17 protein-coding genes are annotated in these 17,138 nt (G+C 72.7%); 1 reads left to right on the top strand and 16 read right to left on the bottom strand.

Annotated features, from left to right (window positions below):
* Nucleotides 1-82: 82 nt before the first annotated feature.
* From OG878_RS30625 to OG878_RS30600, 6 genes are all read right to left on the bottom strand, one after another.
* The gene (locus tag OG878_RS30625) at nt 83-1,168 is read right to left on the bottom strand and encodes a prephenate dehydrogenase (RefSeq protein ID WP_328889765.1); all 1,086 of its coding nucleotides are present in this window, start codon (nt 1,166-1,168) and stop codon (nt 83-85) included.
* Entirely contained in the window at nt 1,165-1,527 is a 363-nt protein-coding gene (gene aroH / locus OG878_RS30620; protein ID WP_277325399.1) for a chorismate mutase, read from the bottom strand. Before aroH ends, OG878_RS30625 begins: the two co-directional genes overlap by 4 nt.
* Nucleotides 1,528-1,666: 139 nt before the next feature.
* A complete protein-coding gene (locus OG878_RS30615) occupies nt 1,667-2,254 on the bottom strand; it encodes a TetR/AcrR family transcriptional regulator (RefSeq protein WP_328889764.1) in 588 nt (195 codons plus the stop codon).
* Between the two features lie 4 nt (nt 2,255-2,258).
* Nucleotides 2,259-2,621 (bottom strand): DUF1304 domain-containing protein, encoded by a 363-nt coding sequence (locus OG878_RS30610; RefSeq protein ID WP_328889763.1) that lies wholly within the window; start codon nt 2,619-2,621, stop codon nt 2,259-2,261.
* Between the two features lie 76 nt (nt 2,622-2,697).
* Nucleotides 2,698-3,132 (bottom strand): YidB family protein, encoded by a 435-nt coding sequence (locus OG878_RS30605; RefSeq protein ID WP_328889762.1) that lies wholly within the window; start codon nt 3,130-3,132, stop codon nt 2,698-2,700.
* A 93-nt stretch (nt 3,133-3,225) separates the two neighbouring features.
* Nucleotides 3,226-6,555: a hypothetical protein gene (locus OG878_RS30600; RefSeq protein WP_328889761.1), complete on the bottom strand. Its 3,330-nt coding sequence runs from the start codon at nt 6,553-6,555 to the stop codon at nt 3,226-3,228.
* A 117-nt stretch (nt 6,556-6,672) separates the two neighbouring features.
* Here OG878_RS30600 and OG878_RS30595 point away from each other — a divergent pair, with 117 nt between their 5' ends.
* Complete coding sequence (locus tag OG878_RS30595; RefSeq protein ID WP_328889760.1) at nt 6,673-7,377, top strand: nucleotidyltransferase domain-containing protein; 705 nt, start codon at nt 6,673-6,675, stop codon at nt 7,375-7,377.
* 244 nt (nt 7,378-7,621) lie between these two features.
* On the opposite strand, the gene OG878_RS30590 is transcribed toward OG878_RS30595, so the two are convergent.
* The 10 genes from OG878_RS30590 to OG878_RS30545 all read right to left on the bottom strand — a co-directional run bounded on the left by OG878_RS30590 (nt 7,622) and on the right by OG878_RS30545 (nt 16,951).
* On the bottom strand, nt 7,622-8,407 hold the full coding sequence (locus OG878_RS30590) for a nucleotidyltransferase domain-containing protein (RefSeq protein ID WP_443049180.1): 786 nt from the start codon (nt 8,405-8,407) through the stop codon (nt 7,622-7,624).
* A gap of 3 nt (nt 8,408-8,410) precedes the next feature.
* On the bottom strand, nt 8,411-9,433 hold the full coding sequence (locus OG878_RS30585; RefSeq protein WP_328889759.1) for an ADP-ribosylglycohydrolase family protein: 1,023 nt from the start codon (nt 9,431-9,433) through the stop codon (nt 8,411-8,413).
* Nucleotides 9,430-10,164, bottom strand: a complete 735-nt coding sequence (locus OG878_RS30580) for an NUDIX hydrolase (protein ID WP_328889758.1) — start codon at nt 10,162-10,164, stop codon at nt 9,430-9,432. Before OG878_RS30580 ends, OG878_RS30585 begins: the two co-directional genes overlap by 4 nt.
* Nucleotides 10,161-11,240 (bottom strand): AAA family ATPase, encoded by a 1,080-nt coding sequence (locus OG878_RS30575; RefSeq protein WP_328889757.1) that lies wholly within the window; start codon nt 11,238-11,240, stop codon nt 10,161-10,163. The genes OG878_RS30580 and OG878_RS30575 overlap by 4 nt, the downstream gene beginning before the upstream one ends.
* Entirely contained in the window at nt 11,237-11,890 is a 654-nt protein-coding gene (gene pnuC, locus OG878_RS30570) for a nicotinamide riboside transporter PnuC (RefSeq protein ID WP_328889756.1), read from the bottom strand. The genes OG878_RS30575 and pnuC overlap by 4 nt, the downstream gene beginning before the upstream one ends.
* Before the next feature lie 130 nt (nt 11,891-12,020).
* Nucleotides 12,021-13,139: a pseudouridine synthase gene (locus tag OG878_RS30565; RefSeq protein WP_328889755.1), complete on the bottom strand. Its 1,119-nt coding sequence runs from the start codon at nt 13,137-13,139 to the stop codon at nt 12,021-12,023.
* Nucleotides 13,139-13,789 (bottom strand): SMC-Scp complex subunit ScpB, encoded by a 651-nt coding sequence (gene scpB / locus OG878_RS30560; protein ID WP_277325410.1) that lies wholly within the window; start codon nt 13,787-13,789, stop codon nt 13,139-13,141. The genes OG878_RS30565 and scpB overlap by 1 nt, the downstream gene beginning before the upstream one ends.
* Complete coding sequence (locus tag OG878_RS30555; RefSeq protein WP_328889754.1) at nt 13,786-15,126, bottom strand: segregation and condensation protein A; 1,341 nt, start codon at nt 15,124-15,126, stop codon at nt 13,786-13,788. The genes scpB and OG878_RS30555 overlap by 4 nt, the downstream gene beginning before the upstream one ends.
* Before the next feature lie 107 nt (nt 15,127-15,233).
* On the bottom strand, nt 15,234-15,836 hold the full coding sequence (locus OG878_RS30550; protein ID WP_328891438.1) for a hypothetical protein: 603 nt from the start codon (nt 15,834-15,836) through the stop codon (nt 15,234-15,236).
* Nucleotides 15,833-16,951, bottom strand: coding sequence for a ParA family protein (locus tag OG878_RS30545; protein ID WP_328889753.1), 1,119 nt, complete (start codon nt 16,949-16,951; stop codon nt 15,833-15,835). Before OG878_RS30545 ends, OG878_RS30550 begins: the two co-directional genes overlap by 4 nt.
* Nucleotides 16,952-17,138 lie beyond the last annotated feature (187 nt).

The raw sequence follows: 17,138 nt of genomic DNA, 5'->3' as shown, positions 1-17,138 counted from the left end.
GCGCGCTAACCCGCCCCGCACAAGGTTACCGAGTGTCGGGACGGTCCTTTGCACCCCTGTGGACAACCGCCTCCGGCCCCGGCTACGGACGGATCGACCAGCCCCGCTCGCGCAGCGCCGCGGCCAGTGCCGGGGCCGCGCTCGGCTCGACCATCAGCTGGACCAGGCCGGCCTGCTGTCCGGTGGCGTGCTCGATACGGACGTCCTCCACGTTGATTCCGGCCTTGCCGGCGTCGGCGAAGATCCCGGCCAGCTCGCCCGGCCGGTCGCTGATGAGCACGGCCACGACCTCGTACGCCGTCGGGGCCGCCCCGTGCTTCCCGGGCACCCTGACCCGGCCCGCGTTGCCGCGGCGCAGGACGTCCTCGATGGAGTCGGTGCCCTCGCGGCGCTTGTCGTCGTCGCCGGACTCGAGGCTGCGCAGCGCCCGTACCGTCCCGTCGAGGTCGGCGGCGACCCCGGCGAGCACGTCGGCGACCGGCCCGGGGTTGGCGGAGAGGATCTCCACCCACATCCGGGGGTCGGAGGCCGCGATCCGGGTGACGTCCCTGATGCCCTGGCCGCAGAGGCGTACGGCCGTCTCGTCGGCCTCCTCCAGGCGGGCGGCGACCATCGACGAGATCAGCTGCGGGGTGTGCGAGACGAGAGCGACCGCCCGGTCGTGGGCATCGGCGTCCATGACGACCGGGACGGCACGGCAGAGCGCGACCAGTTCCAGGGCGAGGTTGAGGACCTCGGTGTCGGTGTCACGGGTCGGTGTGAGGACCCAGGGGCGGCCCTCGAAGAGGTCGGCGGAGGCGGCAAGGGGGCCGGACCGCTCCTTGCCGGCCATCGGGTGCGTACCGATGTACGGCGTGAGGTCGACGCCGAGGGCCTCCAGCTCGCGGCGCGGACCGCCCTTGACGCTGGCGACGTCCAGGTAGCCGCGGGCGACGCCGTCCCGCATGGCGGTCGCGAGCACCGAGGCCACATGGGCGGGCGGTACGGCGATGATCGCCAGGTCGACGCGGCCCTCCGGCGTCTCGTCCGTACCGGCGCCGAGTGCGGCCGCCGTGCGGGCCGATGCCGGGTCGTGGTCGACGAGGTGGACGCGGATGCCGCGCCCGGCGAGGGCGAGGGCTGCGGAGGTGCCGACCAGGCCGGTTCCGATGACGACGGCGGTTCTCACTGGGCGATGTCCTTGCGAAGAGCGGCGGTGGCGCCGAGGTAGACGTGCTGGATCTCGGCCTTGGCAAGGTACGTCTCGACATGGGCGAGGATGCGTACCACCCGGGGCATCGCCCCGTCGATGTCGAGCTCCTGGGCGCAGATCAGCGGTACGTCGACGATGCCGATGCCACGGGCGGCGGCGGCCGGGAAGTCGCTGTGCAGATCGGGGGTGGCCGTGAACCAGATGCTGATCAGGTCGTCCGCGACGAGACCGTTGCGCTCCAGGACGGCGGTGAGCAGAGCGCGGACCTGCTCGTCCATGTGTCCTGCGTCGTCCCGCTCCAGCTGGACAGCTCCACGGACCGCTCGTACCGCCACGTCGGGCTCCTCACTTCTTCGTGCGCTTCTTCGTGCCGCTTCCCGGGTTCGCGTCCTGCTCCGCGCCCACCTGCACGGATTCAGCCTAGAGGGGCGCGGCGACGGACGGCCGGGGTGCCCTGTGGGTGAGACGCGGAGGTCAGCCGGGTGCGGCGGCGTGCACCGCGCGCAGCATCCGCCAGATCCCTGCCGCCAGCTGCGCCGGGGCGGCGTCGGTCCGGTCGTGCACCCAGTCGGCGAGGACACCGGTGAACAGTCCGGCGACGGCACTCGCGATCAGGTCCTCGCCGGAGACCTCCGGGCGCCGACGGCGGAGCTCGCTGATGCTGCGCTGCCGCAGCTCTTCGTGCAGGAGCTCACCGAGCGGTCCGCCACCGCCCGCACGCAGCAGGCTCCGGTGGATCCCGGCGCGGGCACGGACGGCCTCCAGCAGGGCGACGAGCTCGGCGGGTGGCGCGTCGGGGCCGGGCGGCGCGTCGTCCCAGGCGTGCAGGGCGTCGACGGCCTGCCGGACGGTCTCCGCGCAGGCGTCCACGGCCAGGGCGCGCAGATCGTCGTAGTGCAGATAGAAGGTGGCCCGGCCGACTCCGGCCCTGCGGACCACGTCGGAGACGCTGACCTGGTCGAGTGGCTGCTGCTCGCAGGCCGCGAGGAGCGCCTCGCGGAGCTTGCCGCGGGTGCGTGCGGTACGGGGGTCACCGCTGTCTGCCGCCGCTGCGGGTGTCACGGGCTCAGCCGGCGAGCAGGACGAGGACGAGGGCCACGGCGGCGGGGGCCGCCTGGACGGACAGGATCCTGCGGTTCACGGTGGCCGCCCCGTACACCCCGGCGACGATCAGGCAGCCGAGGAAGAAGATCTGCGCCTGGTGGGCGACAGGGTCGCCCACGATGAGGCTCCAGACGAGTCCGGCGGCCATGAACCCGTTGTAGAGGCCCTGGTTCGCGGCGAGCGGCGCGCTCTCCCGGGAGAACTCCGGGGTGGTGGCGAAGACCTTCCGCCCGCGCGGGGTGTCCCACAGGAACATCTCGAGGACCAGGAAATACGCGTGGATCAGCGCGACCAGTGCGACCAGTGCCTGGGCTGCGATGTGCATGGTGGGCGGCCTCCCGTATCGACTTTCTGGACAACTGTACAGGAAGTCGATACGGACTCCGGCCGCTCCGCAGCGCTCAGAGCGCCTGCGCCCGGATCAGGTCCTCGAGCGAGCCGCCCTTCGGGACCTCGCCCGCCGGGGTCAGCTTGTCGACGGCCTCGGGCAGCGACCTCGCGATGTGGTCGGCCGCCTGCTCCGTGGACACACCCGCCTCCTGGGCGACCGTCTGCAGGGTCTCGTCCGGCAGTGCCTGCGCGATCTGGGCACCGCTCACCGGCTGGTTCTCGCCGGTGCCGACCCAGGACTGGGCCTGGTCGAGGAGGCCGGACTTGGTGAGCATCCCGATCAGGCCCTCAAGAGCGTTCGCACCGCCCCCGGATCCGCCGCTCGCGTTGCCGCCCAGCGCACCCAGCAGCGCACCGAGGATGTTCCCGGCACCGGAGGAGCCCCCGCTCCGACTCCCGCCGCCCAGCAAGCTGCCCAGCAGACCGCCGAGGTCGTTTCCTGCCATGGTTCTGCCTTTCCGAAGGGGATGGATTATCGACAATGTCGACCAGAACCAGGGCTTTTGCCACTCGGGGTCCGACGCGGCGAACGGCCGCCGTCAGACCAACGGCCCACGGACGTCCGCCAGCAACGCGGCCTCGGCGACATCCGCGTACGCACTGCCCCGCAGCGCGGCCAGCTCGGCCGGCCACGGCTGCGCCCAGCGCGTGCTGTCCCCCGCCCGGACGACGAGGCACACGGCGGCGAGGCCGGCAGCGGCCGAGGCCTGCACGCGCAGCGCCGCAACCACGGAACGGATCGCCGCAACGGGCACCGCTCCCCCCGGCCCCCGCCACGGCAGCTCCAGCGCGTCGAGACAGCCCGGCCGGTCCCCGGCGAGCTCGAGCCACCGCTCCCACCGGTCCCACACGCCGTCCGTCCCCTCCACCGCCTCCAACGACGAGACGGCCGCGCGCAGAGCCACCTCGGAGGCCGAGTGCACGAGCCCCGCCGCCCTGAGAGCCTCGGCGACGGCGTCCAGGGCGCCGATCGGGCGCGGCCCGCCGTGCCGGCGGTTCAGGGAGTCGAGCACCCGCAGAGCCGTCCACCGCCGGCGCTGCTCCCCGTCCGTCGAACGGGCCTGGCCGACCACCTCGTCGAGCGCGGTCACCAGCGACGACCGCCCTTCCACCGTGGTCGCCCAGTCGCACAGCAGCTCCGCCGCGGCGGAGCGGACCCCGTGCGGGCGGTCGGCGTCGGACACCACGGCCACGACGGCCGCGCGCAGCCGGTCGGTGGCGTGGGCCGGTCCGCGCAGCGCGCGGGCGGCGGCGTGTGCGATGTCCGCCTCGGCGGTGGCCAGGGTGCGCGCGAGGAAGCGACGCAGGGCGTCGGCGGCCGGTGCCCGCTCCGGCCGGGCCGCCATCACCCGTTCCCGGACTGCCGGATGGTGCAGCTGCCCGGCCAGCCGCTCCGCGACACCGGGTACATCCATCCGGACAGCGAGTACGTCGGTCATCGTGGCGTGGACATCGCGGTGCTGGCCAGGCGCGTCCCAACCGGCCAGCACGGCGGTGAACGCGTCCGGCGAGGACACGGCCGCCAGCCCGTGCACCGCCGCCTTCCGGCTGCCGACGGAGCCGGTGACGTCCAGGACGACGGAGGCGAACCGGGCCACGGCCTCGCTGTCCGGAACCGTACCGAGCAGGGTCCGGACCCCCGCCATCGCGGCCCTCCCCCGCACCCCGCCCGTCCCGGCGCGGCCCAGCAGGAAGTCCAGGGTCCGGGGATGGGCGCGGACCCCACCGCTCTCGGCGGCACGCTCACCCAGCGCGGCGAGGGCTGCCGCGGCCACGGGCTGCGGCGCGGCGTCGGCCAGAGCACGCAGACCGGCGCTGTCCCCCAACAGACCGGCGGCGTCCGTCCGTTCCCGCAGCGGCACCTCGTCGTCGAGGGTCATACATGCCAGATGGGCGTCGAACAGGGCCCGCTGACGCGGCAGCCAGCGCCCGAGGACGCTCCGCCGCATCCGCGGCGCCCACTGCGGCGGCAGCCCGGTGCCGAGGGCCGTATCGAGCAGATCGGTACGGCGACGGGCGACGGTGTCCCAGACGGCCGGCACGACGGCCACCGCCGGATCGGCGGCCAAGAGCCGGGCGCAGCGCTCCTCCCGGGTGGCCGGATCGGCCAGCCACAGGGCCGCGGCTCGTTCGGCCGGCTCCCCACGCGGACCCTCCAGTGCCGCCCGGCCGATCTCCACGTCGAGAGCGGGAAGGTGCGGCAGCTGACGAACGAGCAGGGCGCCGATCAGTCCGTGGGACCGGGCGGAACCGGTGAACTGCGCACGGTAGTGCTCCCACACGCCGATGGCGGCGTCCCGGCCCAGTGGCAGCGGCCGGACGGATCCTGACCCGCGCGGGTCGGCGAGGACCTGGGTCAGCAGTCCGATGACCGCGGCGGCCCGCTCCGGGTCACCGGCGCGCGCGGCATCCACCGCGGTGCGCCGCAGCCAGTCTTCGGCGGCGGCAAGGGTTGCCGCGTTCGAGTCGCGGGACTGGACGGTCGTCATCGCGGCGTCCCGCAGAGCCGCGACCGGCGCCGCACCCAGCAGCGCGTCCGGGACGGAGCCCGCCGCTCCGAGTGCCGCACGGCGCACCACCTCCTGGTCGTGCCAGGCCCGTTCGCAGGAGGTGAGGATCCGGGCGTATGTCTCCGGATCGCCGTGCAGTGCGGCGCATGCGAGCAATGCGGGCCAGGCGAAGGCCCGCTCGAAGGGCCGGTGCGCACCGGCGCTCTCCCGCAGCAATGGTTCCGCTTCGGCCAGTGGCAGCAGCGCCGCGATCATGTTCCGTCGACCGGCCCTGCGCCGCGCGCGGCCCGCCAGCCACCCCGCGGCGATCTCTGCCCGGTCGGCGGGTGCCAGGGCTGCAATCGCACCGGTCTCGCCCAGCGACACGTCCGAGACGTCGCCCAGCCGGAGCTCGACCGCACGCCGCCGCTCGGCCGGCGGCAGCAGGGCGAGCAGCGGTTCCGGTGTGGCGGGCGATGCCGTCGGGCCGGTCCAGCGGCTTTCGACGCGCAGGACGCGGGCGAGCAGCGCGATGTCTTCCCGGTCACAGGCCGCGAGGGCATTCAGCACCCGTCGCGGCAAGGGCTCCGGGGACAGCGGGATCCGTTCGGTGCCGGTGCGGCGCAGCGCCGCCAGCAGCGCGCCCGGGTCCCGGAGGAGGAGGACCGCCGCTTCGCCGGTGACGAGGTGCGGAGCCCGTTCGAGGAGCAGAATCCCGGCTGTCGGGTCGCGCTCGGTGAGGCGGTTGACGAGGTACGGGCTACGGCGGCGCAGACCACGCGGTTCGGGCCGGCCGGAAGGGTCTGCCGGCAGCCGGTCGGCAAGATGGGCGGCGACCGCGGCGGGGGCGGTGCGGGCGAGGGCGTGCAGGATGCCCGTCGGCACCCGGGACAGCCGCGGCAGCCACTGGCCGGCCGTCTGCGGTGTGCAGGCGGGGAGCAGTCGGGCAGTGTCCTCGTCGCCGAGGCGTTCATGGACCTCGGAGACCAGCCGGTCGGCGAGCGCGGACCGTCGGGACAGCCGAAGGATCCGGTACGCGTGGCGGCGTACGGAACCGGTCTCGCTCAACACCAGGCCGGTCAGGACCTGTTCGTCGACCGGAAGCCTGATCGCGGCGGCCAGCGCCCTGGGGCGCAGCAGCGGGTCGGCAAGAGCCCGGGTGACCATGTCGAGATCGCGACGGGCAACGGCCAGGAACAGGGCGAGACGGCGTTCATCGGGATCCCCGGCGTCCAGAGCGGCGTGCGCGGCACGATAGCCGGCGCCGTCCAGGGAGCGCGTGTGTTCGGCGATGGCCCGCATGCGGGCCGGATGCGGCAGGTGATCGAACCTGGAGTACAGAACGGCTGCTTCTTCTCTGCGGTGCGAAGGTGTCGTCATCGCGCTCACCGGAGGGTGGCGCGCCGAGCCTTTCGGATCATCATGCGGACGATGCTGGCACCGGGGCTCCCCTGCCGCAACGCGTTTTCCCCGATGCCCCTCACGTACCCTCGCCCGATGACCACCCCCGATGCCGAGGCTCTCGTACGCGACCACACGGTCTACTCCTGTGTGATGGGCTCGCGCGCGTTCGGACTGGCCACGGACGCGAGCGACATCGACCGCCGCGGTGTGTTCCTGGCCCCGACGCCGCTGTTCTGGCGGTTCGAGAAGCCGCCGACCCATGTCGAGGGCCCCGCCGACGAGCAGTTCTCCTGGGAGCTGGAACGCTTCTGCGAGCTGGCTCTGCGCGCCAACCCCAACGTCCTGGAGTGCCTGCACTCGCCCCTGGTGGAACGGGTCGACCCGGTCGGCCGTGAACTCCTGTCGCTGCGTGGCGCGTTCCTGTCCCGGCTCGCCCATGAGACCTTCGTCCGCTACGCGTGGGGGCAGCGCAGGAAGCTGGAGGCGGATGTCCGGCAGTACGGTGCGCCGCGCTGGAAGCACGCCATGCATCTGCTGCGGCTGCTGGCGAGCGGCCGGGACCTGCTGCGCACGGGTGAGCTGACGGTCGACGTGGGCGAGGCCAGAGAGGACCTGCTGGCGGTGAAGCGGGGCGAGGTGCCGTGGCCGGAGGTGGAGCGCCGCATGACGCGCCTGGCCGAGGAGAACGACGAGGCGGCACCGGGCTCCCCGCTCCCGGCGGAGCCGGACCGGGCCCGGGTGGAGGACTTCCTGATCCGCACCCGCCGGGCGTCGGCGCTGTCCCCCCGCACCGGTTGAACGGCCCCGCCCGCGGTCACCACCGGGCCGGCTGCCGCACGACGGCCGGTACGGGGCCGCGCAGGAAGGTCCCCGCAGGGAGACGGACACGGGCCGCTTGCACCCGCGTCGCACCCGAAACGCCCGTCGCCCGAGGAGACGCCCCGGAAGGGTCCCGGACCAGCCCCGGCGGGGTCACCCCGGGGGGCGACACCTCGCGGACGAGCACCGCTCAAGCCCGTCCGGAGGCCCGGGCGCGGACCCCTCAGGCCCCCAACCGCGCACGCACCACGAGCTCATGCAGCCCGTCGAAGCCCTCGCGTCCGGCCGCCTCCGGCAGCCCCGACGCCGCCTGCGCCTCGTCGAGCACCCCGTGCAGCGCCTCCACGTCCGCCCGCGCCACCGCCCCGCCCGGAACCTCCGCAGCCGCGTGCTCCGCCTCCGCCTTGGCCGCGATCAGATCCGGCAGGTATCCCGGTGCGCCCACCTCCGCCAGCAGCGTCGGCAGATGCGCCCGCACCTCACCGCTGCCCATCAGATGAATGCCGGTGAGCAGCGCCCGGAACGTGTAGAGCAGCGGCTTCAGTTCACCGGTCTTCTCGAACAGCCGCCACTGCGTGTTCGCGAATCCCCGGTAGTGGTGCGCGTGGTTGCGCGTCACCACCGCGGGCGCCAGCTCGACCAGCTGCGCGTGCAGCTCACTCGTGTGCACCACCAGTGGCGACAACAGCTGTTCCAGCACATAGCCGTTCGGCTTCAGCATCAACCGGACGAACTTCCGCAGATCATGGGTGACGAGGTCCATCTCGACCCCTTCCCGGTCCCACATCCGCGAGCGCGTCTCGTCCTGCTCGCGCAGCCCGACGAGATCCTCCGCGGGCAGGAGGTGGACCCCCCGCAGGTCCACGTCCGAGTCCCGGGACGGGAACCCGTACAGATGCGCCCCGGAGACCGTGGCGAACAGCAGCGGGCCGGGCTCCTCGGCGAGTACCGGGCCGAAATCCGTGACCGGCAGCCCGGCCTCGTGCAGGTGCATCGTGTTCGTACGCATGGATCAAGAATCCCAGAGCGCCCCCAGCGACAGCAGATCGCTCCGGTACTCGATGCGCTCCGACCATTCCTTGGGCCACGCCTGCGCCCCCAGGTGCGCCCCGGCCAGCGCCCCGGTCAGGCAGCCGATCGAGTCCGAGTCGCCGCGGGTGCAGGCGGCCCGGCGCAGCGCGGTGACCGGTTCGTCGGGAAAGAGCAGGAAGCAGTGCAGGGCCGTGGCGAGGGCGTCCTCGGCGATCCAGCCGTCGCCGGTCGTCTCGCACGGGTCGTCCTCCGGTGACGGGTTGCGCAGGGCGTCCTGGACCCTCGCCAGTGCGGTCAGGCACTCGTCCCAGCCGCGCCGGATATAGCTCTCGCCCGACTCGTCGCCCGCGTACCGCCACAGGTCGCCGAGCCAGCGCGCGAGGTAGCGGTTGCTGTTCCCGTACGCGTACGAGCGCAGCTGGCCGATCAGCCCCGCCGGTTCCGCACCCTGTGCCAGCAGGTGCACCGCGCGCGCCATGAGGTCGGAGGCGGCGAGCGCCGTGGGGTGGCCGTGGGTGAGGGCGGCCTGCAACTGGGCCGAGCCGGAGCGCTGTTCCTCGCTCAGCCCGGGTGCGAGTCCGACCGGCGCCACCCGCATATTGGCGCCGCACCCCTTGGAGCCGGTCTGGCTGGCCTCCTGCCAGGGCCGCTCGCTGTCGAGCAGCCGGCAGGCGGTCATGCAGGTGCGGCCGGGCGCCCGGTTGTTGTCGGGTGAGTGGTACCAGTCGACGAACTCCTCGCGCACCGGCCGGACCAGCCGCAGCGGGGTGAGCAGTCCGCGGTCCATGGCGGTGCGGATGCCGCGCGCGAGGGCCAGCGTCATCTGGGTGTCGTCGCTGACGTATGCGGGGTTCGGCAGCCGCATCTGCCGCCACGGCCCGCACTTGGCGAGGATGGACGGCACGTTGTTGAACTCGGTCGGGAAGCCCAGCGCGTCACCGAGCGCGAGCCCGGTCAGCGCGCCGGTGGCGGCGCCCTTGGTCACGGTCCTGGTCACGATCACGTGCTTCGTCCTTCCGGTCGCAGGAGTGGAGGGTGCAGGGCGGTGGCGGCACCCGCCCGGTACAGAGCGGCCGGTTTTCCCCGTCCGCCGGTGCGGCGCGGCGATCCCGCCACGGCCTGGACGAAGCCGGGCGTGGTGAGGACCTTGCGCCGGAAGTTGGGCCGGTCGAGCTCGACGCCCCAGACCGTCTCGTACACCTGCTGGAGCTCGCCCAGGGTGAACTCGGCCGGGCAGAAGGCGGTGGCCAGGCAGGTGTACTCGAGCTTGGCGCCGATCCGGTCGTGCGCATCGGTGAGGATCCGGTCGTGGTCGAAGGCGAGCGCGCCGACCGCCCCGGCCTCCCACCAGCGGGCGGTGGCCGCATCCCCGCCGCCGCGCGGCTCCGGGAGGTCGGGGACGAGTGCGGTGTACGCGACGGAGACGACCCGCATCCTGGGGTCGCGGTCCGGCTCGCTGTAGGTGCGCAGCTGTTCCAGGTGCAGGGCGGAGGCGGTGGCCTCGGTCAGCCCGGTCTCCTCGGCGAGCTCGCGACGGGCGGCGGACTCGGCGGACTCGCGGGGCAGGACGAAGCCGCCGGGCAGCGCCCAGTGGCCCTTGTACGGGTCCTCACCGCGTTCGACGAGCAGCACGTGCAGGCGGCCGTCGCGGACCGTGAAGACGGCGAGGTCGACGGTGACCGCGAACGGTTCGAAGGCGTACGGGTCGTAGCCCGCGGGGGCGCCGGTACTCATCGTCTCTCCGGGAGGGGTGCGGCGAAGTTCCAGCCCGCGGCGAGCACGGCGTCGACGGCGGCGACCGCGGTCTCCAGGCGTTCCTCATGAGCCCCGGTCAGCTCGACGAACTCTCTTCCCGTCCGGGTGAGTTCGGCCCGGAACCGGTCGGTCATCCAGGGGCGCAGCTCCTCGCCGTCGCGCAGCCCGTCGTCCTCGAAGGCGACGCCTTCGTGGTCGGTGAGCAGCCACAGGTCGTGGGCGACCAGGTCTGCGGTCTCTTCGACGCGCGGATTGCGGCCGCCGACGTACCGCTCGTGCCAGACGGTGGTGGCGAAGGAGTCGGTGTCGCAGAAGAGCACCGGGGACCCGGTCCGGGCGGCCGCTTCCTCCTCGGCGTTCTGGGCCGCGGCGATCAGCGGGAAGTCGTCGGTGGTGAAGGTGACGTCCTCCCACTGGGCCCGGGGCCGGCGGGCGCGCAGCGCGGCCAGTTTCCGTTCACTGAACTCCCGCCCGTACTCGGCGACGTACCGGGTCTGCGCCCAGACGCCACCGCGCCGCCGGAAGTGGTCGGCGAGGGCCAGGGCCATCGTGGTGGTGCCGGTGGATTCGGCGCCGAGGACGACGACGCGGCGGGTGAGCGAGGCCCGGACCGGCGGTTCGAGGAAGTCCCAGCAGCCGACCGGGTCCTTGCGGACCGCGGTGCCGGAGACCGGGAAGACCGTACGGTCGGGATCGACGCAGACGGATTCGGCGCCGAACCGGCGGGCCAGTTCGTCCCCGTACGACTCCGAGGTGAAGACGGCGTCCACCGGCTCCGGGACGGCCGCGGTGAAGACGGCCATATGGGCGTCCCAGACCGCCGGGTCGTGGAGATCCATCCGGGTGTCGTCGACGGCGCCGACGACGCGTACGTCCGGGTGCACCTCCCGCATCCAGGCGACCCGGTCGGCGAGCGGGATCGACTCGACGGAGGCGGCGCAGACCAGAACGGTCAGCCGCTCGCAGCGGTCCTGGGCAGTGCGGACGAGGTGGTGATGGCCGGCGTGCGGCGGATAGAACTTCCCGAGCACCAGCCCGTGCCTGAACCGGATCACCCCGTCACCTCCGCCAACTCCCGCCGCGGGACGAAGAGATCACGCTTCCAGTTGCGCAGTCCGATCAGGCACAGCGTCAGGAAGCCTGCGTACAGCAGGGATGTCGGATAGAGCTCCTTGTACGCGTAGAGCGGGATGTACACCACGTCGGCGGCGATCCACAGCCACCACGACTCGACGAGCTTCCGGCACTGCCCGTACGTCGCCGCCAGGGAGAGCGCGGTCGTCAGGGCGTCCCAGAACGGCACGGTGGAGTCGGTGGCGTGACCGAGGAGGACGGTCAGCGCGGCGGTCCCCACCACCCCTGCCGCGCACAGCCGCACCCATTCGGTGCGGGTGGTGCTCCGCACCGGCAGGTCCGGGGAACCCGGTCCACCCCCGTGGGTCCAGGTCCACCATCCGTACGCGGCAAGGGCGATGAAGACGATCTGCAGGCCGGCGTCGGCGTACAGACCGGACTGGGTGAACAGCAGGATGAAGAAGAGGTTGTTGGCGATGCCGATCGGCCAGTTGGCGAGGTGCTGGCGGGCCACGAGCCAGACGCACAGCGCTCCGCTGCCGAAGCCGAGCACCTCGGTCCAGCTGACCGGGGTGTCCAGCACGGTCGCCAGGGGCTGCTGCAGGGGATCGAGGATGTCCGCGAGACTCACACCCACCTCCTTAATAGTCATCCTGACTATAAAGGTGATCCGGTGGCAGCAAAAGGCCCGCGGCCGGTTTCCTGTCCGAAAATCGAAACCAGGAACCGGCCGCGGGCCGAAGAGCGGACGCCGTCGCGGGCTACAGACCGACCTCGCGCATCAGCATGCCCACCTCGGTGTTGGTGAGCCGGCGCAGCCAGCCGGACTTCTGGTCGCCCAGCGGGATCGGCCCGAAGGACGTCCGCACGAGGCGCTCGACCGGGAAGCCGGCCTCGGCCAGCATCCGGCGGACGATGTGCTTGCGGCCCTCGTGGAGGGTCACCTCGACCAGGTAGTTCTTGCCGGTGTTCTCGACGACCCGGAAGTGGTCGGCGCGGGCGTACCCGTCCTCCAGCTGGATGCCGTCCTTGAGCTGCTTGCCCAGGTCGCGCGGGAGCGGTCCCTGGATGGCCGCCAGGTAGGTCTTCTTCACGCCGTACTTCGGGTGGGTCAGCCGGTGGGCGAGCTCGCCGTGGTTGGTGAGCAGGATGATGCCCTCCGTCTCGGTGTCCAGCCGGCCGACGTGGAAGAGCCGCGTCTCACGGTTGGTGACGTAGTCGCCGAGGCACTGACGGCCGTCCGGGTCCTCCATCGAGGAGACGACACCGGCGGGCTTGTTCAGCGCGAAGAAGAGGTACGACTGCGCGGCGACGGTCAGACCGTCGACCTTGATCTCGTCCTTGTGCACATCGACGCGCATGCCCTGCTCGACGACGATCTCGCCGTTGACCTCGACACGGGACTGCTCGATCAGCTCCTCGCACGCACGGCGCGAGCCCATACCGGCCCTGGCCAGCACCTTCTGCAGACGCTCGCCCTCCTGCTCGGCGCCGGGGTGCGTCTTGGGCGTCCTGATGTCGGGCTTGTTCGCGTACCGGTCCCGGTTGCGCTGCTCGATCTTGGCGTCGAGCTCGCGCGGGCGGGACGGGGCGCCCTGCGGTCCACGCCGCGGGCCGCCGCTCCTGGCGCCGCCGCCCTGCGGGGGCTTCGGGCCGCCCTTGGCGCCACCGCGGGCGGCGGCGCCACGGCCCTTGCGGGGGCCTTCACCGCTCTTCTCGCCGGCGCCGGTGCCGCCCACGTCGTAGCGGCGCTCCTCGGGGCGGGGCCGGCGGGGGCGCTTGTCCTGCCTGTCGTCGCGTCCGGCGCCGCCACCCCGGGGGTTCCGGTTGCCGCCGCTCTTGCCGCTGCCGCTGCCGCTGTTCCTGCCACTGCTTCGCATCAAAATTCCGTCTTGTCGTCTGCGTGAGTATCCGGGGTGTCCGGTGCGTCCGGATCGAACGACGGCACACCCTCTAGCGTCTCAGCCTCGATCGCGTCCGCCTCGGGGAGGAAGGGCGCGAGCTCCGGGAGCTCTTCCAGGCCGCGCAGGCCCATCCGCTCCAGAAAGTAGTTCGTCGTCCTGTACAGGATCGCACCTGTTTCGGGTTCCGCGCCCGCTTCCTCGACCAGGCCCCTCTGCAGGAGGGTCCGCATCACGCCGTCACAGTTCACACCGCGCACCGCGGAGACCCTCGACCGGCTGACCGGCTGGCGGTACGCGACCACCGCGAGGGTCTCCAGCGCCGCCTGGGTGAGCCGGGCCTGCTGGCCGTCCAGTACGAAGCCCTCGACGGCCTCCGCGTACTCGGGGCGGGTGTAGAAACGCCAGCCGCCCGCGACCAGCCGGAGATCGAATCCCCGTCGCTGCACGGTGTACTCGTCGGCCAGCTCCCGCAGCGCATCGGCGACGGCCCGCCGGGGCCGCTCCAGCACCTTGGCCAGGTGCTCCTCGGTGGCGGGTTCGTCGACGACCATGAGGACGGCCTCCAGCGCGGGCTTGAGCTCGAGATCCGCGACGGTGCCCGCACCGGTGGGGCGCTGCTCGCTCATGCCTGCACATCCTCTTGTACGTCCATGTCCTGCACCTCTTGATCGAACTCGTCCGTCACCGCGGGCTCCGCCCCTTCGCCCCCGGTCCAGCGCACCCTGAGCTCGCCGAGCGCCTCCTCCTGGTCGAGGATGACGGCCTTCTCCCGGTACAGCTCCAGCAGCGCGAGGAACCGGGCGACGACGGTGAGGGTGTCCGGGGCGTCCTCGGTGAGCCCCCGGAAACTCATCTCCCCCGCCTCCCGCAGCCGCGCCACGACGATCTCGGCCTGCTCGCGCACGCTGACCAGCGGGGCGTGGATGTGGTCGACGTACACCTGCGGCTTGGGCTTCGGCTGCATCGCCTTCACGGCGAGCCTGGCGAACCCCTCGGCGCCGATGCTGATCACCACTTCGGGCAGCAGCTCGGCATGGTGCGGCTCCAGCCCCACGGTCCGGGGAAAGCGCCGCCCCTCGGACTCCAGGCGAGCGCTGAAGATCTCCGCGATGCGCTTGTAGGCGCGGTACTGCAGGAGCCGCGCGAAGAGCAGGTCCCGCGCTTCGAGCAGCGCGAGATCGCCCTCGTCCTCGACCTCGGCGGCAGGCAGCAGCCGGGCGGCCTTGAGATCGAGCAGCGTCGCGGCGACGACGAGGAACTCCGTCGTCTGGTCGAGGTCCCAGTCCGCGCCCATGGCCCGGATGTGGGCCATGAACTCGTCGGTGACCTTGGAGAGTGCGACTTCGGTCACATCGAGCTTGTGTTTCGAGATCAGCTGCAGAAGAAGATCGAACGGCCCCTCGAAGTTGGCGAGCCGGACGGTGAACCGCCCGTCGTCGGCAGGAGCGGCGCGGCCGGCCGCGGGGTCGGGCGCTGCGGCGTCCGCATCGGCGGCCGAGGGGGCCGGGCCGACGGCCGCGGCGCCCGCGTCGGCGGACGAGGCGCCCGGCCCGACGGCCAAAGCGTCCGCGTCGGCAGTGAGCGCATCCTCGGCGGCGACCGGGATCTGTACACCGGCGCCCGAGGGCTCCGGGTCGATGGCTGGGACGCCCGTGTCGGCGGTGAGCGGGTCCTCGACGGCGACCGGGACCTCCGCACCGGCGGCCGACGGGTCCCCCGTCGCGACCGGGACGCCCGCATCTCCGGCCGGGACGTCCGCATCGGACGCCGAGGGTTCCACGGCGTCCGGGGCCACCGCCGCGCCTTCGGGAAGGGGGGTGACGGGGGACGCCGCACCGGCGGCGCCCCGCTCTCCCGCGGCAGGGTCCGCGGACGGCGCCCCCGCTCCCGGCGCAGGCCTGCCCCCCGGACCGCGCCCCAGGGGGCGCCGGGGCGTGCGGGCGGGCTCGTCGGTCGTCGGCATGGGGGTCCAGGGTGCGGCGCGGATACGGGCGGGCGATGGGCCCTGCGGAGAGGGCCGGGCCGCTCGGCGGCGGCCCTCCGGGGCAGGCTACCGGGCCGCCGCGCCGGTCAGCGGCCGCGCAGCCGTCGTACGAGGATGCTCGCGTCGCCCCGCGACTCCAGGTCCGCGAGGACCACCGCGACCGCCTCGCGGACGATCCGCCCGCGGTCGACGGCGAGTCCGTGCTCGCCGCGCAGCACCAGCCGCGCATGCTCGAGATCCATCAGTTCCTCGGCCGAGACATAGACGGTGATCTTCTCGTCGTGGCGTTCCCGGCCGCTGGGCCTGCGGTTCGCCCCGCGCCCGCCGCCGCGCCTGCGCTGCTGCTGGACGGCGGCAGCCGCCTCCTGCTGCGTGGCGGACGGTGTCACGCCCGGGGGCTGGGGCCGGCGGCCCGTCTCGGCGACTGCCGCCCGGTCGTTCTCCCCGCCGCGGCTGCGCGAGTCCCCCGCGTCGGCGTCCGCCGCCGAGTGCTCCTCCCCGGACCGTGCGCCGCCGGCTCCACCGGCTTCGGCGCCACCGGATCCGTCCGCCGCGGAATCGCTCTCACCGGCCGGAGCCGGCACCCGCGGCTCGCCGTTCGCCTTGCGCCGCCGGTCCGCGGGGGACGAGGACTGCAGCCCCATCCCCCCGGTGGTACGGAACAGTTCGTCGGCCCCGGGCAGACTCACTCGGCGTGACACCGGGCGAGCACCTCCCTGGCGAGCTGGCGATAGGCGGCGGCACCGACCGAGTTGGAGGCGTACGTCGTGATGGGCTCACCGGCGACCGTGGTCTCCGGGAAGCGCACCGTTCGCCCGATCACCGTGTGGTAGACGTGCTCGTCGAAGGCCTCGACGACCCGCGCGAGGACCTCACGGCTGTGCACCGTACGGGAGTCGTACATGGTGGCGAGGATGCCGTCGAGCTCCAGGTCCGGGTTGAGCCGCTCCTGGACCTTCTCGATGGTCTCGGTGAGCAGCGCGACACCGCGCAGTGCGAAGAACTCGCACTCGAGCGGCACTATCACCTTGTGAGCCGCCGTCAGGGCGTTCACCGTGAGCAGGCCCAGCGACGGCTGACAGTCGATCACGATGTAGTCGTAGTCGGCCATCAGCGGCTTCAGGGCGCGCTGCAGCGTGGACTCCCGGGCCACCTCGCTGACCAGCTGCACCTCGGCGGCCGACAGGTCGATGTTGCTCGGCAGCAGGTCCATGTTGGGCACGGCGGTCTTCAGGAGGACCTCGTCGGCCGCCATGCCCCGCTCCATGAGCAGGTTGTAGACGGTGAGGTCGAGCTCCATCGGGTTGACGCCGAGACCGACCGACAGGGCTCCCTGCGGGTCGAAGTCGACGAGCAGGACACGGCGTCCGTACTCCGCGAGTGCGGCACCCAGGTTGATGGTGGACGTGGTCTTGCCCACGCCGCCCTTCTGGTTGCACATCGCGATGATCTTCGCGGGCCCGTGATCGGTGAGCGGGCCCGGGATGGGGAAGTAGGGCAGGGGCCGACCGGTCGGGCCGATCCGCTCGCGGCGCTGACGGGCAGCGTCGGGCGCGAGGGTGGCCGCGTACTCCGGATCGGGCTCGTACTCGGCGTCGGGGTCGTAGAAGTGCCCCTGGGACACTTCCTCGAAGTCGGCGAAGTGGGCGGTCTCCCGGCCACTCTCGTTGCCGGCCATGGCGTTCACGTGTAGGCCGTCCATCATCTGGGGGGCTGTCGTCATGTGCTGGTGGGTGGCGAAGGTGCGGACAGCGACGGAGCCGACAGCCTCCAGCCCGATCGGGCTCTGGCCCCGTGCAGGCATCCCTGGTTGAACACCCCCGGGAGTAAATGTCGACTCATTCACAAGTCGTCTTACCTCCTTGGACGTGACCAGGAAACTTATCGATAGGTCAGCGTGACACCATGCCGACGATTGGCGACTCTATGGCGTGTCACCGGTTCGCAGCAACACAATCCGCCGGACCCGGCCCGATGTGTCGGCAATCGAA

The organism is Streptomyces sp. NBC_00316 (genome assembly GCF_036158715.1).
Lineage (GTDB): Bacteria > Actinomycetota > Actinomycetes > Streptomycetales > Streptomycetaceae > Streptomyces.
Note: the sequence above shows the minus strand (reverse complement) of the source record. Positions and strands in the feature narration are given on the sequence as shown.

What these genes read in the sequence shown, in the direction of transcription:
- OG878_RS30590 (WP_443049180.1), bottom strand. Translation starts at nt 8,407, where the DNA reads ATGCGTACGAACACGATGCACCTGCACGAGGCCGGGCTGCCGGTCACG.
- OG878_RS30555 (WP_328889754.1), bottom strand. Translation starts at nt 15,126, where the DNA reads ATGCCGACGACCGACGAGCCCGCCCGCACGCCCCGGCGCCCCCTGGGG.
- OG878_RS30565 (WP_328889755.1), bottom strand. Translation starts at nt 13,139, where the DNA reads ATGCGAAGCAGTGGCAGGAACAGCGGCAGCGGCAGCGGCAAGAGCGGC.
- OG878_RS30595 (WP_328889760.1), top strand. Translation starts at nt 6,673, where the DNA reads ATGACCACCCCCGATGCCGAGGCTCTCGTACGCGACCACACGGTCTAC.
- OG878_RS30600 (WP_328889761.1), bottom strand. Translation starts at nt 6,555, where the DNA reads ATGACGACACCTTCGCACCGCAGAGAAGAAGCAGCCGTTCTGTACTCC.
- OG878_RS30610 (WP_328889763.1), bottom strand. Translation starts at nt 2,621, where the DNA reads ATGCACATCGCAGCCCAGGCACTGGTCGCACTGGTCGCGCTGATCCAC.
- OG878_RS30605 (WP_328889762.1), bottom strand. Translation starts at nt 3,132, where the DNA reads ATGGCAGGAAACGACCTCGGCGGTCTGCTGGGCAGCTTGCTGGGCGGC.
- OG878_RS30545 (WP_328889753.1), bottom strand. Translation starts at nt 16,951, where the DNA reads ATGCCTGCACGGGGCCAGAGCCCGATCGGGCTGGAGGCTGTCGGCTCC.
- OG878_RS30580 (WP_328889758.1), bottom strand. Translation starts at nt 10,164, where the DNA reads ATGAGTACCGGCGCCCCCGCGGGCTACGACCCGTACGCCTTCGAACCG.
- scpB (WP_277325410.1), bottom strand. Translation starts at nt 13,789, where the DNA reads ATGAGCGAGCAGCGCCCCACCGGTGCGGGCACCGTCGCGGATCTCGAG.